Source organism: Pedobacter vanadiisoli (assembly GCF_042684385.1).
GTDB lineage: Bacteria > Bacteroidota > Bacteroidia > Sphingobacteriales > Sphingobacteriaceae > Pedobacter > Pedobacter vanadiisoli.
The window spans coordinates 135,940-162,015 of the sequence record NZ_JBHULL010000010.1 but is presented as its reverse complement, the minus strand read 5'-3'; the positions used below and the strand labels follow the sequence as shown (position 1 = coordinate 162,015).

At 39.7% G+C, this 26,076-nt stretch carries 18 protein-coding genes; 17 read left to right on the top strand and 1 reads right to left on the bottom strand.

Annotated elements, in window-relative coordinates:
• Positions 1-256 precede the first annotated feature (256 nt).
• The 13 genes from ACFSR6_RS13840 to ACFSR6_RS13780 all read left to right on the top strand — a co-directional run bounded on the left by ACFSR6_RS13840 (position 257) and on the right by ACFSR6_RS13780 (position 21,136).
• Positions 257-2,701 (top strand): glutaminase family protein, encoded by a 2,445-nt coding sequence (locus ACFSR6_RS13840; RefSeq protein ID WP_379079883.1) that lies wholly within the window; start codon positions 257-259, stop codon positions 2,699-2,701.
• 569 nt (positions 2,702-3,270) lie between these two features.
• Positions 3,271-4,146 carry an ROK family protein gene (locus ACFSR6_RS13835; RefSeq protein WP_379079881.1) on the top strand — a complete coding sequence of 292 codons (876 nt, stop codon included), beginning with the start codon at positions 3,271-3,273 and terminating at the stop codon, positions 4,144-4,146.
• Between the two features lie 793 nt (positions 4,147-4,939).
• Complete coding sequence (locus ACFSR6_RS13830) at positions 4,940-5,500, top strand: discoidin domain-containing protein (RefSeq protein ID WP_379079879.1); 561 nt, start codon at positions 4,940-4,942, stop codon at positions 5,498-5,500.
• A 117-nt stretch (positions 5,501-5,617) separates the two neighbouring features.
• A complete protein-coding gene (locus ACFSR6_RS13825) occupies positions 5,618-8,818 on the top strand; it encodes a SusC/RagA family TonB-linked outer membrane protein (protein ID WP_379079877.1) in 3,201 nt (1,066 codons plus the stop codon).
• A gap of 10 nt (positions 8,819-8,828) precedes the next feature.
• Positions 8,829-10,655 (top strand): RagB/SusD family nutrient uptake outer membrane protein, encoded by a 1,827-nt coding sequence (locus ACFSR6_RS13820; protein ID WP_379079875.1) that lies wholly within the window; start codon positions 8,829-8,831, stop codon positions 10,653-10,655.
• 61 nt (positions 10,656-10,716) lie between these two features.
• Complete coding sequence (locus ACFSR6_RS13815) at positions 10,717-11,688, top strand: hypothetical protein (protein ID WP_379079873.1); 972 nt, start codon at positions 10,717-10,719, stop codon at positions 11,686-11,688.
• A 78-nt stretch (positions 11,689-11,766) separates the two neighbouring features.
• Entirely contained in the window at positions 11,767-12,744 is a 978-nt protein-coding gene (locus ACFSR6_RS13810) for a basic secretory protein-like protein (protein WP_379079871.1), read from the top strand.
• Positions 12,745-12,890: 146 nt separating this feature from the next.
• On the top strand, positions 12,891-13,562 hold the full coding sequence (locus tag ACFSR6_RS13805) for a basic secretory protein-like protein (protein ID WP_379079869.1): 672 nt from the start codon (positions 12,891-12,893) through the stop codon (positions 13,560-13,562).
• Positions 13,563-13,599: 37 nt separating this feature from the next.
• Positions 13,600-15,888, top strand: a complete 2,289-nt coding sequence (locus ACFSR6_RS13800) for a GH92 family glycosyl hydrolase (protein WP_379079867.1) — start codon at positions 13,600-13,602, stop codon at positions 15,886-15,888.
• A 95-nt stretch (positions 15,889-15,983) separates the two neighbouring features.
• Complete coding sequence (locus ACFSR6_RS13795; RefSeq protein ID WP_379079866.1) at positions 15,984-17,393, top strand: 3-keto-disaccharide hydrolase; 1,410 nt, start codon at positions 15,984-15,986, stop codon at positions 17,391-17,393.
• Positions 17,394-17,404: 11 nt separating this feature from the next.
• Positions 17,405-19,366: a c-type cytochrome gene (locus ACFSR6_RS13790; protein ID WP_379079864.1), complete on the top strand. Its 1,962-nt coding sequence runs from the start codon at positions 17,405-17,407 to the stop codon at positions 19,364-19,366.
• Positions 19,367-19,699: 333 nt separating this feature from the next.
• Positions 19,700-20,389 (top strand): ribose-5-phosphate isomerase RpiA, encoded by a 690-nt coding sequence (gene rpiA / locus ACFSR6_RS13785; RefSeq protein WP_379079862.1) that lies wholly within the window; start codon positions 19,700-19,702, stop codon positions 20,387-20,389.
• A gap of 357 nt (positions 20,390-20,746) precedes the next feature.
• Positions 20,747-21,136, top strand: coding sequence for a LiaF transmembrane domain-containing protein (locus ACFSR6_RS13780; protein WP_379079860.1), 390 nt, complete (start codon positions 20,747-20,749; stop codon positions 21,134-21,136).
• 425 nt (positions 21,137-21,561) lie between these two features.
• Here the strand turns inward: ACFSR6_RS13780 and ACFSR6_RS13775 are convergent, their stop codons facing one another.
• Positions 21,562-22,548, bottom strand: coding sequence for a GlxA family transcriptional regulator (locus ACFSR6_RS13775; protein WP_379079858.1), 987 nt, complete (start codon positions 22,546-22,548; stop codon positions 21,562-21,564).
• A 166-nt stretch (positions 22,549-22,714) separates the two neighbouring features.
• Here ACFSR6_RS13775 and ACFSR6_RS13770 point away from each other — a divergent pair, with 166 nt between their 5' ends.
• The 4 genes from ACFSR6_RS13770 to ACFSR6_RS13755 all read left to right on the top strand — a co-directional run bounded on the left by ACFSR6_RS13770 (position 22,715) and on the right by ACFSR6_RS13755 (position 26,075).
• Positions 22,715-23,128, top strand: a complete 414-nt coding sequence (locus ACFSR6_RS13770) for a VOC family protein (RefSeq protein ID WP_379079856.1) — start codon at positions 22,715-22,717, stop codon at positions 23,126-23,128.
• Positions 23,129-23,130: 2 nt separating this feature from the next.
• Positions 23,131-23,508: a DoxX family protein gene (locus ACFSR6_RS13765; protein ID WP_379079854.1), complete on the top strand. Its 378-nt coding sequence runs from the start codon at positions 23,131-23,133 to the stop codon at positions 23,506-23,508.
• Positions 23,509-23,655: 147 nt separating this feature from the next.
• Positions 23,656-24,975 carry an alpha/beta hydrolase gene (locus tag ACFSR6_RS13760; protein ID WP_379079852.1) on the top strand — a complete coding sequence of 440 codons (1,320 nt, stop codon included), beginning with the start codon at positions 23,656-23,658 and terminating at the stop codon, positions 24,973-24,975.
• Between the two features lie 131 nt (positions 24,976-25,106).
• The gene (locus tag ACFSR6_RS13755) at positions 25,107-26,075 is read left to right on the top strand and encodes a YihY/virulence factor BrkB family protein (RefSeq protein WP_379079850.1); all 969 of its coding nucleotides are present in this window, start codon (positions 25,107-25,109) and stop codon (positions 26,073-26,075) included.
• Position 26,076 lies beyond the last annotated feature (1 nt).

Sequence of the window (26,076 nt, the reverse complement as noted above, 5' to 3'; positions counted from 1 at the left end):
ATTTGGGCACCTTTTTTTGTGCTTTCTAAATCAAGTTGTTTGTAACCTATAAGTTACTGATTAACACGATTGAATTTGTCTTTTTTTACTAATATTGGTATACTAAAACGTTTTACTTTTGTTTTGAGCTTTCAGAAGCAAATCCATTTTTTAACCAGTATCATCTTCCACCTTTTATCTAGGTCTGGCAGAAGATTTTTGGCTGATAAATCGGTAAGATGTTTTTGATCAAACATAATGAAACCAAATATTAATCATGAGAAAACTTTCCTTATTAACATTTTACCTGTTTCTTAATTTAATTGTTAACGCACAGGATAAAGCCCCTGCCTATCCTTTAATCACACACGATGCTTATTTCAGCATTTGGTCTTTTGGCGATGGCCTTACCAATTCTGCTACCAAACACTGGACCGGTAAAGAGCAATCGCTATTGGGAGTGATCAAAGTTGATGGAAAATTATACCGCTTCTTAGGCAAGGAAGGCAAAACCTTTAAAACCATACTACCGGCTGCCGACGAATCCAAATACCAGGCAAGCTATAGTTTTGATCAACCACAAGAAGGGTGGGAAAGCAATGCTTTTAACGATGCTGGCTGGAAAAAAGCTGAGGCACCCTTTGGCGATGATGATCGCACAAAAACAAAATGGACCAGTAACGATCTTTATTTCCGTCGTACTTTCAATCTGAACACGATTTCTGCTACTAAAAAATATTTAAAACTTAATCACGATGATAACGTAATCGTGTACTTAAATGGTAAGGTGATTTACAATAAAAACGGATGGGTTTCTGATTATGTTTACCTTCCGATTGAAAATGGGGTACTGCAAAAAGGCAAAAATGTATTGGCTATCTATGTTAAAAATACCGCAGGTGGCCGGCATTTAGATGCAGGTATTGTTGAAGAAGAAGCAACAGGGATTAACACTGATATCGCCAAACAAACGAATGTAAACATTCAGGCTACCAGTACACAATATACTTTTAGCTGTGGCCCGGTAAATTTAAAGGTCAGTTTTACCTCCCCGCTATTAGCTGCGAATATTAAACTAACCGCCCGCCCCATTAGTTACATCAGCTATGCGGTAAATGCTACTGATGGTAAAACACACCAGGTTGATGTTTATTTTAGTGCATCATCGAACATTGCGGTAAACAATCCTACGCAACCTGTTTCGGCCTGGAAAAGTACCCGTAACAATTTATCTTTATTGAAAACCGGTACCGTAGCGCAACCTGTATTGAAAAAACGTGGCGATGACCTTCGTATCGATTGGGGCTACCTTTATGTTGCCGCTCCCGCAAAATTTAAGGCTACTCAATTTATTGGTACACCAAACGAAAGCCTCAAAGCTTTACGTTCGGCAAGGTACCCTGCCCAAACGCAGGTATTAAATACCAAAAACTTAAGCCTGTGCAGTGTGATTCCTTTTGGTAAAGTTTCTGCTGCTGCGGTAGAGAAATATGTAATGCTGGGTTACGATGATCTGGAATCGATAGAATACTTTGGCGAAAAATTGTTACCGGTGTGGCGACATGCAGGTGGACAGCACTTTGAAGATCAACTTGCAGAAGCCGCAGCACAATACCCGGCACTAAAAGCCGAATGTGCAACATTTGATGCTAAATTATATGCCGATGCGAAAAAAGCAGGCGGTGCAGCATATGCCGATTTATGTAAACTGGCCTACAGGCAGGCCATTGCGGCCCATAAAATTGTTTATGCACCAAATGGCGATATCCTTTTCTTATCTAAAGAAAATTTCAGCAATGGCTCAATCAATACGGTAGATGTTACCTATCCTTCAGCGCCACAATTTTTGATTTATAACCCCGAATTGTTAAAAGGTATGCTGAATGGAATTTTCTATTATTCCGAAAGTGGTAAATGGAAAAAACCTTTTGCCGCGCATGATCTGGGTACATACCCTTTGGCTAACGGGCAAACCTATGGAGAAGATATGCCGGTTGAAGAAGCGGGCAACATGATTATTTTAACTGCAGCCATTAGCAAAGCTGAAGGCCATGCAAAATATGCTGAAAAGCATTGGGAGGTGATGTCAGTTTGGGCCAATTATTTATTAAAAGAGGGGTTTGATCCTGCAAACCAGCTTTGTACCGACGATTTTGCAGGTCATTTGGCCCGCAATGCAAACTTATCAGTTAAAGCAATTGTTGCATTGGGTGCTTATGCGCAAATGGCACAGCAACTGGGTAAAACCGATGTAGCCGGTAAATACAGAACTGCAGCTTTGCAAATGGCTCAGAACTGGATGAAAATGGCCGATGATGGCGACCATTATGCCTTAACCTTTAACGATAAAAATACCTGGAGCCAGAAATACAACCTGGTTTGGGATAAGCTTTTAAAACTCGATCTCTTTCCGAAAGAGGTTTACAAAAAGGAAATCAATTTCTACTTAACCAAACAAAAAGATTTTGGCTTACCCTTAGATAGCCGCAGAACTTATACCAAATCGGATTGGATTATGTGGACAGCTACCCTGGCCGATAATGATGCCGATTTCGGGAAATTTATAAGTCCGGTATATCGTTATGCTACGGAAACGGAAAGCAAGGTGCCTTTGAGCGATTGGCACGAAACCACAAATGGCAAAATGACAGGTTTCCAGGCCAGGAGCGTAGTGGGAGGCTATTTTATTAAAATGCTGGCCGATAAATGGGGGATTAAATAAAAACCGATAAAACCAGCATTAGGCTGCAATATACAGCTGTAAATAATGCTGGTTTTCTTAAATATTCCAATAGTTTAAATGTCAAATAAGGGGTTTCTGCAAGCAAACCAATGTAACTTGCTAGTCAGAGATTATGGGTATTTCTTAATGCCGCTGGTTGAAGAACCGGTGGTTGATGGAAACAAGTGCGAAACAAAATTTAGTCACAACCTTGGAGCTGCCAAAATCATGTTGACGGAGGGTAAAAGCGGTTACAGAAGCTATTTTGTAATTCAGTTTAACTAAGCCATTAAATCCTGCAGAACCTGAGAAAATAAAAGCAATATCGTTTCAGATTCTCCTATGTTCTAAGGCTTGGCATTTAAAAATGGCAAAAAATTCACCAAAACTTCATTAATTATTGCGATTTTTTGAAAGGAGAGAGAATAAAACTGAAAATGAATGTTAAACATTCGTTAAATAGGGGAGTGATGGCTTAAGAGAGGCCGTTTTCACTTAGCAAATAGAAATGAATTGCTACTTTTGCAAAATTATTAGAAGTAGGAAGAACAAATAACTGAAAATATAGAATGGAAAAGCCTGTTGCATTAGGTGTAGATATTGGCGGCTCGCATATTACGGCCGCATTGGTAGATTTGGAAACAAGAACATTGATGAAAGATTCTATCAAGCGTAGCCCTGTGGATTCGCAGGAGAGTAAAGAAGTAATTTTATCAGCATGGTGCGATATTATTGATAAGGCTTTTAAAAATATGGGAAACGGTGCCCGGAATGTTGGGATTGCCATGCCTGGCCCTTTTAATTATAGTGAGGGCATTTCGTTAATTAAAGATCAGGATAAATTTAAGGCACTTTACCAGATCAATGTTAAAGAAGAATTGTCTAAAAGGTTGGATATCCCTACAGCGCATATTCACTTTATAAATGATGCAGCAGGTTTCTTACAAGGTGAGGTTTTTGCCGGTGCTGCCAAAGGAAATGCCAATGTATTGGGCCTCACATTAGGTACTGGACTTGGTTCTTCACTTTGCCTCAACCACAAAACTTTTGATGCTGCTCTTTGGAACTCGGAATTTTTAGATGGAATAGCTGAAGATTATTTATCTACGCGCTGGTTCGTAAAACGTTTTAACCAGCTTAGCGGTAAAGTGGTGGCAGGGGTTAAAGAGTTGGTCGAAATTGTGGAAACCGACCATCATGCAACCATGGTTTTTATGGAGTTTGGTAACAACCTTGCAAAGTTTTTAATCCCGATTATCGGACAGCATAAAATTGATACCGTAATTATTGGTGGCAACATTGCACAATCTTTTAATGCCTTTGCACCAGAACTTATCGCTACACTTAAAGGAAATGGCATTGAAACGGAAATAAAAATATCCGAACTGAAAGAACACGCCGCCCTTATTGGTGCTGCAAGTTGCTGCGATTTAAACTTAATTTAAGCTTCTGGTGTAAAAAAACTAATTTGATTTTAACTACAGGATTAATGATTTTTTATCAATGCTGTAGTTAATTTTTCTCTCTGATTTCAAGACAGGCATATAATATCGGTGTTTCAGGTTGCCTATCAATACTAAATAACTGATGAAACACATTTTTTTAACGCTTTTTGTTCAAAAAAATGCAAAAATAATTTTGGAATTGTAATAATATGCTTATACTTGTTTAGTTAAACGTTTTAGTTTTGTTTTTAGGGTTGTTTCATACTGGCATTCAATCTTTTAACGGCCTCTCGAAAGAAGTTTTAATAGCATTGAAGCTTTTTTTTATGAAAATAAACTAAAACGTTTTAGTAATGCTAAATCATTAATTATTCATTAAAAAGCAAAGGAGTTCCTATACGAAGAAAATTTTACACCACTAATCAATATTTATCGTTCTCGGCGAAAAACAAACAACCAAACTAAAACAACCAATAATACCAAACAAAAAACCGACTAAACCAACTTTAGCCATGAACCGGCAGGCATTGTATTTCAAGTGCTGAAAAGAAGGCTAAAGTTTAACTATGGTAAATGCCAAAGAGCATTTCGTATACAATACGAATCTAAATAACAGGCATTATAGGTCAAAAAATAAGCAGATAATAGAAATGAGTTCTTGCCAAGGCTGATGGGATTGGAATGCAGTTAAACTATTGTACAATTTGCTTTCCCTGTAATCAATGAGCTGCATTGTTTATTAAGCTGCTGTAAACTGTAACACTTTTACTAACTAATAAACCCTAAATTAATTATGAATGTTTTAAAAATGACCAGGGGTGCTATCGGGCTATGCTTAGCTGCGGTTTTACTTCTTGGATGTGGTAAAGAAGAATACCCTGCTGTGGATCTTTTTACCTGGAAAGCCAAAGTTGATGTGACGGCAAAAGCTGCGCTCACAGTGAACATCGAAAACCCTAGCGGCGCATCAGCCGGCGAAGGATCTCTAAAGGTGGTTGATAACGATATCAACTCAAAATTCCTGATCAATCCCTATCAGGCAAGCCTTTACATGCAATTAACTTTCCCATCAGCTCAACAAGTGGCATCTTATACTTTAACATCAGGAGGCGATGCCCCCGACAGGGATCCTAAAAACTGGAAACTAAGTGGTTCTACTGATGGTAGCAATTGGGTAGACCTGGATACCAGAACAGGCGAAACATTTTCTGGCCGTAACCTAACCAAGACATACAACTTTAAAAATAAGGTATTGTACAAATATTACAGGCTTAGTATTACTTTGAATAATGGTGGTTCTCTATTCCAGTTATCAGAGTGGAGGGTAATTGAGGTACCCGAAGAGCAACAATAATCTACTTCCGTAAATCAGACAGATCAAAATTTATTCGTCCATGCTAAAAGGATGGGCCATAAGATTTTCAACCAAGCAAACCAACAACAGTATACTGTTAATACTAAAAAAATTATGATGAAAAAAAATACAAATTTAACCGGAGGCAGGCTCAGGTTTAAAGATTGTGCTTTTAAAGCTATTGCTTTCACTTTAGCTTTAAGCAGTGGTTTTTATACCACGGCTCATGCTGCTGCTGTTAATATAAACCCTGCGGTCTCAATCAATCAATCGAGGGCAGATATTGTGATTCGTGGTATTATTAAAGATGAGGCAGGTTTGGCACTGCCTGGAGCTGGCGTAAAAGTTAAGGGCAGTTCTACAAGTGCTGCTGCCGATGTTAATGGTGCCTTCACCATTACGGTTCCAAATCAAGATGCTATTTTAATTGTAACATACGTAGGTTACGATACAAAGGAAATTCCTGTTGGCACGCAAACCATGTTAGATATCCGTTTAAAAGAAACAACCGGTGCTAACCTGCAAGAAGTGGCAATTGTAGGATTTGGAACGCAGAAAAAAGAAAGTCTTGTTGGTGCGCAATCATCAGTTAAGGCCGACGAATTAAAACAACCGGTTTCGAGTATGAGCCAGTTATTGGCTGGTCGCATTCCAGGTGTGGTAAACGTATCCAGAAATGGCGAGCCAGGTGCAACCGGCTCAGATATCTTCATTCGTGGTATATCGTCGCTAACATCAGGTGACAGAGGCCCGCTAATTATTATTGATGGGGTACCTAACCGTAATTTAAATGATATTAGCGTATATGATGTTGAAAACTTCACCGTATTAAAAGATGCTGCTGCAACGGCAGTATACGGTATTCGGGGTGCCAATGGTGTAATCTTAATTAATACTAAACAGGGAAAAACCGGGTCGCCGCGAATTAATGTGGAGTATTATGAAGGGATAAGCCGTTTTACCAAAAAACCACAATTGATTGATGGGGTAGATTACATGAACTTAGCTAATGAGGCCAAATATTCTGATTATTTAAGGGGAGGTGCAGCGGGTGCTTTTACACCAGCTTATTCAATAGATGCCATTCAAAAAACTGCAGCAGGCACCGATCCGGTTCTTTATCCAAATGTGAACTGGTTTGATGCCATTTACAATGATTTTGGTAGAAACAGATCGGCAACTGCTAACCTTTCAGGTGGCGTTAGCAATGCCAAATATTATGTTTCGTTAGGATATTATGGCGAGGATGGATTGTTTAAAACAGATGAAGCTGTAAATTCAGCTGTTAAACAAAATTTTAGCCGTTACAACGTAAGCACCAATTTAAACTGGGATATTACCGGAACGACTAAAATGGATTTGGGTATCAAAGGTATTTTGGCACAAAGCAACTATCCAAGTAACTTAGGGGCACAGGATATTTTTAGTCAGGCTTTCCTGATTAACCCCACTTCTTTCCCGGTTCTTTATCCAAATGGTAGTTTACCGGGTATCAGCCCACAGGCTGATCAGCGTAACCCTTATGGAGACATTACCAGAAACGGTTACAGAGTTGGCTATAACAATCAGTTGTATTCTAATCTTCGTTTAACCCAGGATTTAAAAGAGCTAACTCCTGGTTTGTCGGTTACTACAATGTTTTCTTTTGATGTAAACAACAACAACTCTATAGCGAGAACAAAGCGCGAGACTATATACAGGATAAACCCCAACGATCCTTACCTTGTTGCAGGAAACCCTGCTTCAGGTTATAAATACGGTTTGGTATTGCAAGGACAGGATTTCCTGAACTACAGTATCGGAAATGGTGGTGATAAAAAAATGTATTTTGAGGCCGCTATTAACTATAACCGTACATTTGGCAAACATGCGGTAACCGGTTTGTTGTTATATAACCAAAACGATAATACCACACCATTTGCAGGTAATTTAACCCTCTCTCTTCCATATCGCCTGCAAGGTATTGCCAGTCGTGCTACTTATGCTTACGACAATAAGTATTTCTTTGAGTTTAATGTTGGTTACAATGGTTCAGAAAACTTTGCACCAGATAAACGTTATGGTTTCTTCCCGGCATTGGGTATTGGGTGGTTATTGTCAAGCGAGAAATTTTTTGAGCCACTTAAAAATGCCTTTCAGATGGTTAAATTCCGTTATTCAGATGGTATAGTAGGTAGTGGTGGCAGTGGTTCTGGTTATGCGGGTAGCGAAGGCGACCGTTTCTATTATTTAACAAAAGTAGGTAGTGCAAGTGGTTATACCTTCGGGCAAAATGGAAACATTTCGCCAGGTGGTTTGGGCGTAACAGCTTACGGCGTAGATGTAACCTGGGCCGAAACCCGCAAGCAGGATTTAGGATTTGAATTAAAAACATTAAATAACAACTTATCATTAATTGTCGATTTCTTTAAAGAAAGAAGAAAAGATCAGTTTATACAAAGAGGTACTGTTCCAAATTATATTGGTTTAGCGAACACCCCAATTGGTAACCTGGGTATTGTAGAAAATAAAGGTATTGATGGTACTTTACAGTACGATGCTCAGTTTGGTAAAGACTGGTCGCTTAATTTAAGGGCTAACTTTACTTTCAATAAAGATAAGGTGATTGAAAATGACCAGGCACCAAAACCTTATCCGTGGATGGAACAACGTGGCCTAAATGTGTTAGCTTCTACACGTGTGGGTTACATTGCCGAGAAATTATTTGATAGCCAGGCAGAAATTAATGCAAGTCCGACACAATTTGGAACGCTCATGCCAGGCGATATTAAGTACAAAGATTTAAATGGTGATGGTAAGATCGATTCATTCGATCAAACTGTAATTGGAAGAGGCGATTTGCCAAGTACCACTTATGGTTTTGGTTTTTCTTTAACCTATAAAAACTTCGATTTTGGTTTGTTCTTTCAGGGGCAGGACAATGCAGATATTTTGTTAAACATTCCCTCATTTGCCAATTCAGGTGGTTTGGGTAATATGCTGGCCGTTGCTGCCGATCGCTGGACTACAACCAATCCTCGTCAGGATGCAGTTTACCCACGTTTATCTTATGGAGGTACCAATAACAATAACTATCAGCCAAGTACCTGGTGGAAACGGGATATCAGTTTCTTAAGATTGAAAAATGCGGATTTAGGTTATACCCTGAAAAATGGTATTAAATCTTTAGGTGTTAAGCGCTTAAGGATATATGCAACTGGTTATAATGTATTTACCATAAGCAAATTCAAGCTTTGGGATCCTGAGCTTTTAACCAACAACGGTACAAGATATCCGCTAACATCTAATTATTCTTTAGGTCTTACCGCTAATTTTTAAAATAAAAGGAATGAAAAAAATATTAATATATACGGCCGGAGCATTACTTATTGCAGGTAGTTATGGCTGTAAGAAATTTTTAAATCAGGTACCTGACGACCGGTTAACTTTCGATCAGATGTATCAGAAAAAAGCAACTGTTGACCAGGCTTTGGCCAATGTTTATTCAACATTACCTGATCAGAATCAGGATCGTTCTGCCTCTGCAAGTGGGAACATAGGCCCGTGGACAGCTGCTTCTGATGAAGCAGACTACACGTTACCTAATTTTACTGAAAATGTGAATTCGGGTGCCTGGGATGCAACCAGTGGGCAAGTAAATTACCACTGGCAAAATTATTACCGTGGCATACAGGCAGCCAGTTCATTTATGGCCAATGTAACGAAATGTACCGATTGTAATATTGGGGGCATTGACATTGTAAATCGTTATTATAATGAGGCAAGAGCACTAAGGGCCATTTATTATTACTATTTAGTGAGGCAATACGGACCTGTTGTGTTATTAGGAAATGATCCAATTGCTTCAGATGCGCCTTTAGCTGAAATCAGTAAGCCACGTAATTCGATGGATGAGTGTATTGACTACATTGTGAGCGAATTGGAAGCCGTTAGTCAAAGGTTACCTGCTACGCCACAGGCTAATGAAGATTATGGTCATATCACCGCCTCTGTAGCCGATGCCTATAAAATCAAAGCATTATTAACTGCTGCACGTCCGTTATTTAATGGAAATACCGATTATGCTAATCTTAAAAATCAGGATGGAAAGCAACTGATTAACCAGAACTATAATGTGGCCAAGTGGACAAGATTAGCAACAGCAGCCAAAGCATTTTTAAACAATCCTAATTATTCTGGCTACGCATTGTATACTGTTGCGGCAACACCATCAGGCTTACCAAATACGGCATTTAACAGGGCGTTTATAGCCACAAGGGATGTGTTTTTAAATGGTTGGAATTCGGAGGTTATTTTTGGAAGAGGTGGTGATGTAACTTTCTATCAATATTCATTAGCGCCTAATCATAGTGGTGCTTCCGGGGGAGATAAAGGTGGCTCTTTCTTGTCTCCATCTCAACAGTTAGTCGATGCATTTTTTACTGCAAATGGTTTGCCAATAGAAAGTGATCCCACTTATTCGGCAAATGGAACTTCAAGTTATCAGGCGCCAGATCCGAATGATCAGGGGGTTAGCAGAAACATTAGTAATATGTATGTTAACCGCGAACCGCGCTTTTATGCCGATATTACCTACAGCGGCCGTAAATGGATCAATCCGTCATCGAATATTGTTACCAGTTTTGAGTTTAACGGTAATGCAGGTAAAAGTGCTATCGCTAATAATGATTATACCAAAACAGGTTATACATCCAGAAAACATTTAACTGTTGCCGGCTGGACAAGTGGCAGAACAATTTTTACCGTAATCAGGCTTGCTGAAATTTACCTGGATTACATTGAAGCTTTGCAGGAATCAAATCCTTCTGATCCTGATATTTTAATCTACCTAAACAGAATCCGTACAAGAGCCGGCATCCCTGTTTATGGAAACGGTGGTTTGCCTGTACCAACAGACATGAGAGATGCCATCCGTAGAGAAAGAAGAGTAGAATTGGCTTTCGAGTTAGATCGTTATTTCTATACGAGGGAATGGAAAATTGCAGAAACTACTGATACCCAGATCAGGGGATTAAATATTACTCAAAACGCGCCAGGATTTTTCACACCAGTTGTAACTGAAAACAGGGTTTTCCAAAAGAAACACTATTTGTGGCCAATACCAAGTGGCGAAATCCAAAAAGTACCTGTAATTGTACAAAATACAGGTTGGTAGCACCATCCAGGCACCGGGTATTACACCCGGTGATTTTTTTAAACCTCCTAAATTTTAGGCTATGAAAAACATTTTTTTACTATTTGCCATTATTGTTTTTGCTGTTTTGGCATGCAATACTAAAAAGGCACCTGTTGAAACGGTAAGCCCGGCCCCACCTCTTATAGAAACGGTAGACCCTGCAGATGCACCACCTAAAACCTGGAAAGAACATTGGTTTGAACATGTTCAGTTACTAAACCGGATATACTATGATACCAGCGTAGTGGTTTACTATGATGGCGATGTTAAACCTACTGTTACATGGCCCAAAACTTACATGGCTGAGGCCTGGAACTATACTAAAAAGGCTTATGGAAAATTTGGTGATGACAGCCGTTTGTTTGTAATATATCATGCCGGTAAATATGGAGGCGGGCATCCAGGTACTTACCTCGATGCCGGTCATGATTACCGGAACGTAACCGATTGTGGCGCTAACGATTTTAATGCCTGGGTAACGGGTGTGGATAATGATATTGATTTGTCGACCCATGAGATTGGTCACATTGTAGAGGGAGCATCAAAGGGAGTAAAAGAATCTCCTGCTTTCGATATCTGGCATGATAGTAAATGGATGGAAATTTATCAATACGATGTGTATCTTGGCTTAAACAGGCCTGCCGATGCGCAACGTTGGTTGAACAAAATGATGACAACCACCGATAATTACCCAAGGGCGAGTACGCAATGGTTTAAAAACTGGTTTTTACCCATTTATGAAAACTATGGAAAAACCAAAGTGTTAAACGGGTTTTTTACTTTATTGTCGCTACATTTTCCTAAACAGGCCATTACAGTGCAGGGAAAGAATTATCAGCAATATACAAGGAAAATGAATTTTGGTGAGTTTATCCACTTTTGGAGTGGTGCAGCTAAAACAGATCTGGCACCTCTGGCATTAACTGCTTTCGGACCTAAAGATGAAAAAGGAGCTGATTGGGCACCAATGCTTGCAAAAGCTAAAACCGATTTTCCCAACATTAACTACTAAATTTTAAATTATCAGGAAAGATTCAGGCTTATTATTCTGAATCTTTCCTTTTTTATCATCAACACACAAATAAAACAAATGGTCAAGAAATTTTTAATCTTCGCATTGGTATCCTGCTCGGTATTTTCTGCTGCTGCACAAAATAGGGAAAGAGGGTATAAGATAACCAATAATGATCCCGACAGTGCTGCAAATGCCATTGTAGATGCCAAATTGAAAGCCGCTTTTTTTAACGTTTATCCAGGTTTTGCACAGGCAGATGGTTACCGTACCAAAAGAAATGTGGTGCTTGATTTTGTAACTAACGAAACATCAACCATTAAGGCTAAAGCCGGAGAAATCAAAGTAAACAGCGAATGGGTAAAAAATAAATCGCAAAAGAAAATAGAAAAAGAATTGTTTTCCGCACTTGCTCAAAACTGGGTTTCTTACAGCAAAGAAAAACACAAGGGCTATACTTTAACCTTCATCAGCAAAGACCCGAATTTAGATCCTGTGGTTAGAAAAAACCTGATTAAAACCTATTTCGAAATTTATCCTACTTTGGTTAAAACCTTTAACACCAAATCTACCCATGATGTACTTTTTGTAGTCGACACGGCATATAAGGCGGTTGCCGAAGCCAGTGGAAACCGGATTCTTTTCAGCGCCGGGTATATGAAAGCACATCCTACCGATATTGATGTAGTAACGCACGAAACCATGCACATTGTACAAGGTTACGGCTACAGTGCCGGTCCGGTTTGGTTAACCGAAGGCATTGCAGATTATGTGCGCTATAAATACGGGGTAGATAATGTAGGTTCTAAATGGAGCCTGCCTGCCTATACCGAAAAGCAGAGTTATAAGAACAGCTACCGCATTACTGCACGTTTTTTCGCCTGGTTAGAACAAAATGTAAAACCAGGTTTAATTGCCGTACTAGATCAGCAATTAAGGGCGCATCAATATACCGAGCAATCGTGGTCGGCTTTAACCGGTAAAACGGTCGACCAACTTTGGGAAGATTATGGCAAAGCCGCAGATAAAGTAACGCTTACTTATAGCAGTAAATAAAATTTAATAACAGGTAACCGGGAGAGGAATTTGTAAAAAATATAATCACATAAGTAAAATTTTTGATCGTTTAGTAAAACGTTTTACATATTATATTTACTTTGCAGAATCAAACGTGCTAACCAAAGCGATAAAATCTCAGATAAATGAAAAAAATATTTAACATTTCGATTTGTGCAATGCTGATTTCGGCTTTTTCTACACAGCTAAAAGCACAGGAAATCACCAAAAAAGGTGGTTACACCTTATCGTTCGAAAGCAATTTTGCCGAACTGGACCCACAACTGAAAAAGCGTTTAGTTAAAACATTTTTCGAAGTTTATCCCAAACTGGCGAAAGAGTACAATCCGGCTACCATAAAAGAAGTAAAATTTTTTGTTGATACGGCTTACAAAGGTGTTGCAGCAACAGCCAACGGTAAAGTGACGTTCAGCTCGCTTTGGATGGTAAAACACCCTGAAGATATTGATGTGGTCACCCACGAGGTAATGCACATCGTACAGGATTATGGTCGTAGCGTTGGGCCGGGTTGGTTAACCGAAGGGATAGCCGATTATGCCCGCTATAAATTTGGTGTTGATAATGCCGGTGCAAAATGGTCGCTGCCTGCTTTAAAACCTGAGCATAGCTATAAGAACAGCTACCGCATTACGGCGGCATTTTTTGCCTGGATGGAGAAAAGTGTAAAACCCGGCACCATTAAAGCTGTTGACGCTTCTTTAAGAGACCATACCTATACCAAAGAAATCTGGACTAAACTCACTGGTAAAGATTTAGATGCACTTTGGGCAGATTATGTTAAAAATTCGCAAGTTTAAATAATATTACACCCATTTTAAAACACAACCAAAACAAATGAAACGACTATTTATTGCCTTATTGGGTCTTGCGGCAACAACCGGTTTCGCACAAACCATTGGTAAGGTAACCGATCCGGTTGACTGGATAAATCCCCTGATGGGAACCGCATCCAAACCGGCATTATCAAATGGAAATACCTACCCGGCCATTGGTTTGCCATGGGGAATGAACATGTGGACCCCGCAAACAGGTAAAAACGGCGACGGATGGGCATACACTTACGATGCCGATAAAATCCGGGGCTTCAAACAAACGCACCAGCCGTCGCCATGGATGAACGATTATGGTGCTTTCTCTTTAATGCCAGGCACCGGTAAATTAAAATTTACAGATGACGACCGCGCAAGCTGGTTTAGCCATAAGGCAGAGGTTTCTAAACCTTACTATTATAGTGTTTATTTGGCCGATGCCGATGTAACTACCGAAATTACGCCAACCGAAAGAGCGGCACAGTTCAGGTTCACTTTTCCTAAAACCGATAGTTCTTTTGTGGTAATTGATGCACAGAACCGTGGTTCTTACATTAAAATTATTCCGGCCGAAAGAAAAATTATTGGTTATACTTCCAAGTATGCCCGTGGGCCGCTACCTAAAAATTTCAAAAACTACTTTGTAATTTATTTTAACAAAGATTTCAAACTGGCCAAAACCTGGGATGATAAAAAACTAAAAGATAAAGATTTAGAGCTTACGGTTGACCACGCTGGTGCCGTTATCGGCTTTGCTACCCAAAAAGGTGAGCAGGTAATTGCCAAAGTAGCTTCTTCATTTATCAGTTTCGAGCAAGCCGATTTAAACTTAAAAAGAGAGCTGGCTAATGATGCTTTCGAGGCTACAAAAGCGAAAGGCCGGGCTATCTGGAACAAAACCTTAAGCAAAATTGCTGTTGAGGGTGGTACCATCGATCAAACCCGTACATTTTACTCAGCAATGTACCGTACCTTGTTCTTCCCGAACAAATTGTACGAAATTGATGCACAGAACCAGATTGTACACTGGAGCCCGTATAATGGTCAGGTATTACCTGGGTATATGTTTGCCGGAACAGGTTTCTGGGATACCTTCAGGGCTTTATACCCTTTCTTAAACCTGGTTTATCCTTCAATCAATAAAGAAATGCAGCAAGGCTTAATTAACGACTACAAAGAAGGTGGTTGGTTGCCTGAGTGGAGCAGTCCGGGTTATGCCAATATTATGGTAGGGAACAACTCTGCTTCGGTAGTTTCTGATGCTTACATTAAAGGTATGCGCGGTTATGATATCGAAACCCTATGGCAGGCAGTAAAACATGGTGCCAACAACGAAGGCCCTATGGAAGCCGTTGGCCGCGATGGCGTTAAATATTACAACGAATTGGGTTATGTACCTTTCGATGTTAAAAAGAGCGAAAACGCAGCTAAAACCTTAGAATATGCTTACGATGATTTTACCATTTATCAGTTAGGAAGAGCATTGGGTAAACCTGCATCTGAAATTGATATTTACAAGAAAAGGGCAATGAACTATAAAAACCTTTTCGATCCGGCTTCGGGCTTAATGCGTGGTAAAAACCAGGATGGAACTTTCCAAAGCCCGTTCAGTCCGTTTAAATGGGGTGGTGCATTTACCGAAGGTAACAGCTGGCACTATACCTGGTCGGTTTTCCAGGATATTGATGGCTTAGCTAAACTAATGGGCGGTCACCAAAAATTTGTAACCAAACTGGATTCGGTTTTCTCTATGCCCCCAGTATTTGATGAAAGTGCTTATGGAGGTGTGATTCATGAAATCCGTGAAATGCAAATTGCCAACATGGGACAGTATGCACATGGAAACCAGCCGATCCAGCATATGATTTACCTGTACAACTACGGTGGTGCGCCTTACAAAACCCAGTATTGGGTACGCGAAACCATGAACAGGATGTACAAAGCAACGCCTGACGGTTATTGCGGTGATGAAGATAACGGACAAACTTCTGCCTGGTATGTGTTTTCGGCAATGGGCTTTTATCCGGTAACCCCTGCTACAGATCAGTATGTGTTAGGTGCGCCTTTGTTTAAAAAAGTAACCGTTACTTTAGAAAATGGCAAGCAGTTAGTCATCAATGCACCTGCAAACAGCGATAACAACCGTTATGTACAGTCGTTGCAGATTAATGGTAAGCCATATTCTAAAAACTGGATCAGCCATAGTGGTATGCAAAAAGGTGCCGTGTTAAACTTTAATATGTCGGCAACGCCAAATAAAACAAGGGGTTCAAATCCAGCCGATTTCCCATATTCATTATCAACAGAAAAGTAATTAATTTTATCTTTCCATTGAGTAGCAAAAACCTGCTCAATGGAAATTTTAAAACACAGCTTGCCTACAAGGGCGGGCACAACATGAAACCAAATATGATAAGAAACGTCTCAAAGACGGGTTTTACAGCCATGCTCTGGCTCTGTGGAACCATGCTGGCCTACAGTCAGCGCATTGAATTAAAAGACCTATCTGCTTTCCGGAATCCTGGAAATTCCTGGTCACTGGCCGGAAATGTCGTAGCCGATTTAAACGGTGAAAATGTTTTAAAAGCAACCAAAGGCGAAGGGATTCTGGTTAACCAGTCTTCGGCTAAGAAAGCCGGATCCGATTTGTTCACCCTAAACGAATATGGTAACGTAGCAGTAGAACTTGATTATTTAACTTCTAAAGGTGCAAACTCTGGTATTTACCTGCAGGGTAATTACGAAATCCAGATTGATGATGCCTGGGGATTAAGAAATGCAACCTCATCCAATAATGGAGGCATTTACCAACGCTGGGATGACAGCAAACCAGAAGCCGAAAAAGGTTTTGGTGGTGTAGCCCCGCGCCAGAATGCAAGTAAAGCGCCTGGTTTATGGCAGCACATTAAAATTGTTTTCCAGGCGCCTAAATTTGATGCTTCAGGAAAGAAAACCCAAAATGCTAAAGTAATCAGCGTGGTGCTTAATGGTGTAACCATCCATGAGAATGTAGAATTGTTTGGTGCAACCCGTGGCGCTGCTGGTGCCGAAAAAGCTACCGGACCATTGCGTTTACAGGGCGACCATGGTAGCGTTGCTTTTAGAAACATCGTAATTACCGCACTACCCGATATTCCGAAGTCGGATCAAAGAGGAGGTCCGGATCCAATTTATATCGAAGCTGCCAGCAACAACATGATCAGAAGTTTTGTTGATGTATTGCCTGGAGTACGTTCAGTACATGCCATTTCAGTAGGCGGACCAGAAAAAACAGCTTATAGCTATGATTTGGATAATGGAACCTTATTACAAGGCTGGCACGGAGATTTTGTTGATGCAACACCTATGTGGGACGGCCGTGGTAATGGTACCTCGCGCGCATTGGGTAGTGTAACCCGTTTTACCCAAAAACCTGTTTTAGCCATTTCTAAACTGGCAAATGCACAGGATAATTGGGTAGCTGACACGGCCGGTACAGGTTTCCGTACCAAAGGATATGTACTTGATAAACAGGAAAGGCCAACATTTAAATACCATATTTATGGTACCACGGTTACCGATGCGGTAAAAGTGATGGAAAACGGGCAGGGTTTAACCAGAGAAATTACTATCGACAACGCTTCAAAAGATTTGTATTTCCTTTTAGCTACTGCTTCAAATATCGAAGAAGTATCGAAAGGATTATACCTGGTTGATGATAAATCTTATTATATCCAGCTGGCTGATGGCGCTGCCAAACCGGTAATCAGGGATGTAAATGGCAAGAAAGAAATGGTGGTAGCCATTGGAAGTAAGTTGAATTATACCATTTTGTTTTAATTGAGATAGTAATGAGAAATACATTTAAGAAATTAGCAATACTGGCATTAAGTTTTAGCTTTACCACAGTTTTTGCGCAGGAAACACCGAAAGAAGAAGATTTTTTCAAAATAAATAAAGTACGCGTACCCGAAGGACCTATTTTAGAGGTTGGCGGGTTAATTACCTTACCAAATGGCGATTTAGCCCTTTCTACCCGTAGGGGAGAAGTGTTTATCGTAGAAAACCCAACCACAACCAAACCTTACTGGCGCAGATTTGCTTATGGCTTGCACGAGATTTTAGGTATCGCCTATAAAAATGGGGCTATTTATGTGGCACAACGTGGCGAGTTAACCAAACTGGTTGATAAAGACCAGGATGGTAAGGCCGATGTGTACGAAACCGTATATGCATGGCCTTTAAGTGGTCACTACCACGAGTATAGCTTCGGGCCTAAATTAATGCCTGATGGTACTTTTATGGTTACTGCAAACGTAGCCTTTGGCGATGAGGAGTGGTGGCGTGCAGAAAGCCGCGTACCGATGCGGGGTTGGGCGATGAACATTACCGAAGATGGTAAAATGAGTCCTTATGCCGCTGGTTTCCGTTCGCCTGCTGGTATTGGCGAAATCGACGGCAAGTTTTATTACACCGAAAATCAGGGCGACTGGGTAGGATCTGGTGGTTTATGGAAAGTTAACAAAGGCGATTTTATGGGGCACCCTGCAAGTTTAAGGTGGACCAGCCTGCCAAACTCTCCAGTTAAATTACAGTCTGATTTCTTTTATTCGCAAATAGACGAACGCAGAACTAAAAACGAGCAGGGAAGATACATTAAACCTGAAAACAGGGTTAATGAAACCTTTAAAACCTTGTTCGATATGAAGAAAGTATTCCCTGAATTACGTTTACCATCAGTCTGGTTACCTTACGGTATTTTAGGTATTTCTTCTGCTGAGCCAGTTAAAATTCCTGAAAATAAATTCGGACCATTTGCCGGCCAGATTTTAGTTGGCGACCAGGGTATGAGTATCATTTCGAGGATTTTTATGGAAACCGTAAAAGGTGAAGAGCAAGGTGCTGCCTTCTTGTTCCGTAAAGGTTTCCGTTCAGGTGTGTTAAGATTAGAGTGGGGTACCGATGGTTCCTTATTTGTTGGAGAAACCAATCGTGGCTGGGGATCAGCAGGTGATGCCAATGAAGGCTTAGAAAGATTGGTTTACAACAATAAAACCCCTTTTGAGATGAAAGCGGTCAGGGCAATGCCTGATGGTTTCGAAGTTGAATTTACCATGCCGGTAGATCGTAAATCGGCAGAAGATTTAGCTTCTTACAACGCAGAGAGTTTTATTTATAAATACCACCCGGTTTATGGTTCGCCACCGGTAAATACCGAGAAATTAAAAATTTCTGGGGTTAAAGTTTCTGCTGATGGATTGAAAGCAAGAATTATTGTTCAAAACCTGCGTCAATATTACATCCATACTTTAACGTTAGATGGTATCCGTTCGCAGGATGGTTTCTATTCGCTGATTCATCCGGTAGCTTATTATACCTTAAATCAGATTCCTGATGGAACCAAGCTTAGCATGAGCGAAGTGAGTACTAAAAACTCAGAAGCCAAACCGGCCACATCTGCACCAGCTAAAAAAACAACAGTGCCTAAAACAACCGCTGCAAAAACAGCTGAAACCAAAGCACCTGCAACTGCTGCTGCCACTGCAACAACCAAAGCACCAACATTTAAAGAAGTTGAAGGTTTATTAACTAAAAATACTTGCCTGGCCTGCCACAATCAGACCAAAAGACAAATTGGTCCTCCATTTGCAGAAATTGCAAAACGTAAATATTCACCTGAGAAAATATTTCAGTTGATCCACAACCCTCAGCCACAAAACTGGCCAGGTTACTCAACTGAAATGCCTCCAATGCCTCAGGTAACCAAAGCCGAAGCATATAAAATTGCCAGCTGGATCAATTCTTTAAAATAAAAATAGCTTAGATTAGTAAAAAGGCGGTTGATGGAAACATCAGCCGTTTTTTATGGAATTTGTACGTCACCCTGAATTTATTTCAGGGTCTGCTACATAAAAAGGAGGTTATTTAGATAAGTATGATAATAGAATCTCTTTAAAAAAGAAATGAGGATTCCACAATTGCAGAATCCCCATCATCTAAATTAACGCTCTCATATACATTAACGCTGTAAAAACGATTTATTGTGTCAGCTTTAAATTTTTTTCATTTTTCGCATTGGTATGTATCCGAACGAAACAAAATAAATGTTTTCATCATGTGTAACATTTAACTCCTATTTTTACTGTATGGAAAAGACCAATCAAAACCAGCAGGATGCCGAAAAACAGGCTGCGGCACTGGCGGCTGTAAAATACGTTAAAGAGGGCGATGTAGTGGGCTTAGGCACAGGATCTACTACCGCTTTTGCCATTAAAGCGTTGGGGAAGCGGGTGCAGGAAGGTTTAAATATTACTGCTGCTGCCAGTTCTGTTGCTACTGAAAAACTGGCTAAATCATTAGGCATCGAAATCCTTGATCTGGGCACTTTAAGCAAAATCGACATCAGTATAGACGGTGCCGACGAATTTACCGAATCGCTCGACTTGATTAAAGGTGGGGGTGGTGCACTTTTCAGAGAGAAAATTATTGCTTCGCTGAGTAAAAATGCCATCGTAATTACTGATGCCTCGAAAAAGGTAAAAAAGCTGGGTGCCTTTACTGTACCTGTTGAGGTTATCCCATTGGCTTACCAATATGTTTTCGATCAGATTAACTTATTAGGTGGGCAAGGCAAACTCAGGATAAAAGAAAATAAGACCTTTATTACCGATAACGGAAATGTAATTATCGATGCTGATTTTGGCCTGATTGATAACCCTGCGAAACTGTCTTCCGATCTCAACCAGATTAATGGTGTGCTTGCCCATGGTTTGTTTATCAATATCACCTCAAAAGTAGTGATGAGCGAGGGGACGGAAATCATTGTATTTGAATAGTTGGCAATGGTTCAATAGTTCATTGGTTTATTGGCAATAGTCCACAGCCTAATCTAAAAATAGTTCAATAGTCATTGATTCATAAGAAATCCGTCATTGCGCATTGAAGGGCAGGGCGGGTGTAGGCGTAGAGCTATCTTACCCCATTTTCATTCGTTATTGATCTATTGAAAATTGATTATTGCCAATTTGAGTCGCTTACACTCCATTCACCGATAAAATCATCTTTTCTTGAATTTTCCGAAAATTTTTACCGACGGTTTTATTTCACTCACCGATAAAATATCATAACTGGAGGAAAAACCATTCCCTAGCCTTCATTTCCGTGCTACATTTGAATCATAAAAACAAACAGTCATGGAAACTTTCATCAAAAAAAATCACGCTGATAAGCAATTAGGTTTAGGCATTTTAGTCTTAGTAATCGGGTCTGTATACTTACTTAGAAATACTGGGGTCGACGTTCCTCATTGGATATTGAGATGGCATACCATTATGTTCGGTGCAGGTTTGTGGATGGGTTACCGCAAAAATTTCCAGGGAAACGGCTGGCTGGCATTAACCATTATAGGTGGCTTGTTCACCTTTAGATCAATCAGCATTTTTGATTTCAATCTATCGGGGATCAGTGTTCCTTTGGTGTTAATCGGATTGGGTTTATATATGATCATGAAACCAAAAAAAGTTCAAAACTTTGACCAATATTTCGAAAAGAAACCAATTGACTTTAGCAATAAAGCAGAATAAAAAATTATAACTCTATCATATATTTTGAAAAGGGACATTTTTGAACAGGTGTCCCTTTTTTATGCTTAGTAGCTGAGCGGAGAGATTTGATCGCCATAGGCTCCGCTCTATGCACCATCTTGCCCTCTGCTAAAAAAGAAACGGGGATTCCAACCCTTAGGCAGTATCCCCGTCATCTAAATTAACGCTCTCATATACATAAACGCTGTAATTGGAATATATTGTGTTGAGTTAATCATTTCTACTGAAGTGAAGCTGGAGGGAGAAATCTGTTGAAGAAATGCTTCGACAACGCTCAGGTTGACAAAGACAAAAAAGAAACGGGGATTCCACCCTTAGGCAGTATCCCCGTCATCTAAATTAACGCTCTCACATACATAAACGCTGTAATTGGAATATATTGTGTTGCGTTTAATTTTTTTTTGCTAAACCTGTAAAACAGGTACCGCTTTATGGTATTTGTTGCGGTATTCAATTGGCGTTAAACCGGTAATTTTTTTAAAAACATCCCTGAATGATTTGGTATCGGTATACCCCACATCGAACATCACTTCGGTAATGTTTTTTCTGCTCGATTCGAAACTCCGTTTTGCCGCTTCAATTTTAACCCTTTGTATATACTCAATTACCGTATTTTTAGTAGCACTTTTAAATCTCCGCTCAAAACTCCTCCGGCCCAGGGCCAACATATCAGCCAGCTGATCTACCGTAATTCGTTCCTGGTAATTTCCATCAATAAATTCCTGAGCCTTTTTAATTTTTGCATCCTCATGGCCTTTCTGGCCCTGAAACATCATGAAAGCCAGCTGACTTTCGCGATCAATATCAATAGCGAAATATTTTGCTGCTAAAATTGCGGTATCGCGATCCGTATATTTTTCAACCAGGTATAAAAGCAGGTTCCAGTATGAATTTGCACCACCGCTCGAATATAATCCCTGTGCATCGGTAATAATGCTGCCATCAACCAATTCCACATCAGGAAACATTTCCCTGAACTGATTGGCAAATAACCAGTGTGTAGAGCATTTGCGGCCGTTTAATAAACCTGTAGAAGCCAATAAAAATGCACCTAAACAAAGTGAAGCTACTTCGGCACCTTTTGCATGCTGTTTTACCATCCATGGTATCAGCTCCTGGTTTGCCTCCATGGCATAACCAACATTACCACTTATTGCCGGAACAAAGATGAGATCGGTACGTTCCACTTCATGCAATAATTTATCGGCATGTACCGAGAAAAGATTGTTGTTGAGCTTTACCTCTCTAGTCATGGCTACAAGCTCCACTTTAAAAAGCGGCAATTTACCAGATGCCTGCAAAAATTCGTTAACAGCGGTAAATAAATAACGTGGATCTGCAATGGCCTCGATCACGGCAGTCTCTGGGATTAAGATAGATACATGTTTCATATCTCAAATATAGCAAGGCTCTTTGTCGTAAACAACCCCCGCAATTGTCGTGTCTACGTGTTCTACTTGCTGTAATCTCGCTGTATGTTTGTAGTGTTAAGGGCTTGATGCCAAAAAGTATAATGTAGAAACCGATTGCTGTATGGCATCAAAAAATAGCAATAAAATGGCTAGCATAAATTCATACCTCACTTTTAACGGGAATTGTAGGGAAGCAATGACTTTTTACCAGGAATGCCTCGGTGGAGAATTAACGCTCGAAACCATTGGGGAATCAGCTCGTGCCGAAAAAATACCAAATATCATACGCAGAAGCATTATGCATGCCGTTTTAGCTAAAGATGAAATGGTAATTATGGGTACTGATATGGTTGAAGAAAGAGGACTAGTAAAAGGAAACTCTGTTTCTATGATGATCAATTGTAATTCTGAAGAAGAGGCAAAGGTTTTTTACCATAAACTTTCAAAGGGTGGCAGAGCCTCGCATCCCTTACAGGAAAATTTTGGCGGGGTGCTTTTTGGCGATTTAACAGATCGTTTTGGGAATAACTGGCTAATTAATTACGACAAAAACAGATAAACATGAAAAAGTTAACAACCTGGTATTGGATTATAACAATTATTTTTGCTTTAATGATGATTATGGATGGTTTTGGTGGGATAACACAACAGGAGGCAGGTAAAGAAGTGTTTAAACACCTTGGTTATCCCATGTATATGCTCATCATTGTAGGTGTTGCCAAATTGCTTGGGGCAGTATCCATTTTACAGAATAAATATGCGGTCGTAAAAGAATGGGCATACGCAGGTTTTGCCATCAATTTTATTGGTGCCTTTGTTTCAAGGGCATTTGTTGGCGATGGTGTATCCCTTCTGATTCCGCCACTTGTAGCATTGGTTATTATGTTTATTCCTTACATTTTATGGAAAAAACTTCAGGAAAATGTTAAAAATAGTTAAAACTAAATAATTAGTTTAATTGTGGGCTTTTGAGAAGCAAATATTGTTAACTTTGGGTATTGTAAACAACCAGACAAATTACAATTAAACGATCATGGTTTCAGGAATCATAATCATTTAATCACCCCTAAAAACAATATTATACGAATGAAAAAGAGCCTTTTATTCATAATTGCTTTACTATTTACAACTTCAGCATTTTCTCAAAATGTTATCCAGCTGTTTAATAGCGCAAACGATTTTTTTAAGCTATTACAGGAAGAGAAGTTCACCAATGCACATGCTTTTTTTGACGATACGCTAAAAACCAAATTAACAGAAGAAAATTTAAAGAAACTTTGGATCGATATCGGTGCCAAATACGGCAAGGCTGAATCTTTTGATGCCATTCAAAGTAAGGCCCAGGGCGAATTTTTTGCTGTAACTGTTGAGGGTAAATTTGCCAACGGAGATCAGAATTTTATAGTAGGCTTTAATAAAATGCAAAAAATTGTAGGGATTTTCCTTGCACCCTCTAAAAAAGTAACCACCTATTTAAAGCCGGCTTATGTTGATACAGCTTTGTATGTAGAAAAATCGGTATATATCGGTCCTGCAGGTAAACAGGTAGCAGCCATTATTACCACACCAAAAAATGTTAAAAATTTTCCGATGGTTGTTTTTGTGCATGGTTCTGGTCCTGCAGATATGGATGAAACAGTGGGGGCCAATAAGCCGTTTAAAGATTTAGCTGGTGGACTTGCTTCTAAAGGGATTGGTTCTGTTCGCTACGTTAAAAGAACGCTTATTTATCCGAATGAATTTGTGAGCCCTTATACAGTAAAAGAAGAAGTTTTGGATGATGCAGGTGCCGCTATTGCTATCGCCAAAACAGCTGTAGGCGCTGATCCGAAAAACATTTTTGTATTTGGACATAGCCTTGGCGGAATGTTAGCCCCTAAAATGGCAACACTTTCGCCTGATTTGGCTGGAATTATTTTAGCCGCTGCACCTGCCAGAAAGTTAACGGATGTAATTGTTGATCAGAATCAATACATGTTCGATCAGGCCAACGATACTACTGCTGCCTTTAAAAAACAATTGGCCGACGCTATGATAGAAATTGATAAAAGCAGGATTTCCCAATTAGGAACCACTATAAAACCTGATTCTATTATTTTAGGATTGCCGGCAAAATACTGGGCAGATTTAAACAGTTATAACCAGGTTGTAACAGCAAAAAGCCTGTCGAAACCGCGTATATATGTTTTACAGGGTGGAAATGATTTTCAGGTAAGTAAAACAGATTTCGATTTATGGAATGAGGCTTTGGGGAAGAAGAAAAATGTAACCCTTAAATTTTACCCGGATTTAAATCATTTGTTAAGTCCGCAAAGCGGAAAAGGGACCATGGCCCAATACCAGGCAGCAGCAAGCGTATCTGATGTTTTAGTGAACGATCTTGTACTTTGGATTAAAGCAAAATAACGACCTTACAGACACGGTCTGAATGATAAAAGCTCCGAATATCGGGGCTTTTTTTATGGCTTTGCAGGTGGATAAAAAACTATTCAAAAAAATCAGGGTTTAATTTAAAGAATCTCATCCTAACCGTTATTATGGCAAAGAATAAAATTACTTTAAAAGGAATCTGGACTGTTTTAAAAGCTTCGTTTACAGGATTTACCGATCATAAGGTAACCAAGTTAAGTGGCTCATTAGCTTACTATACCGTTTTTTCTATGGCTCCTCTATTGGTCGTAATTATTTCTTTATGCGGTATATTTTTAGGCCGGGAAATTGCTGAAGGCCAGGTTTACGCACAATTAGAAGGCTTTTTAGGAAAGGAATCTGCAACTTCTTTACAACAGCTGATTAAAAATGCTTATTTAGACGGAAAAAGCACTATTGCCTTAATTATCGGCATATTCACCCTATTGCTGGGGGCTACTACTGTTTTTGGAGATATTCAGGATTCTATTAATATGATCTGGGGTTTAAAACCAAAACCCAAAAGAGGCTGGGTAAAGCTATTACAGAACAGGTTTCTGTCATTCTCTGTGATCATCAGTTTAGGCTTTGTATTGTTGGTTTCACTTGCCATAACTTCGGTGTTGGACGCTTTTAGCAGTCGTTTACAAGCCAGGTTTGCAGAGGTCTCCGTAATTGTATTTTACATTATTAACCAAGTGGTTACCCTTGCTGTTATCTCCTTAATATTTGGGGTAATATTTAAGGTATTGCCAGATGCAATTATAAAGTGGCGCGATGTTATTGCCGGTGCAATTGTAACGGCATTGCTCTTTATGATTGGTAAATTTGCCATTTCGGTTTATATCGGGCAAAGCAATGTTGGTGGTACTTACGGTGCCGCCGGATCACTCGTGGTGGTGCTCCTCTGGACTTATTATTCTTCAATCATTTTATATTTTGGGGCCGAATTTACCAAGGCTTATGCGGTTGCTTTTGGCTCAGAGATTTACCCTTCACATTATGCGGTTACCACTAAAGAAATTGAAGTAGAAACAGAAGGTAAATCTATACAGGACAATCACCCTGAAATTAAAGAAGAGGCAAAAAAGTCATAAA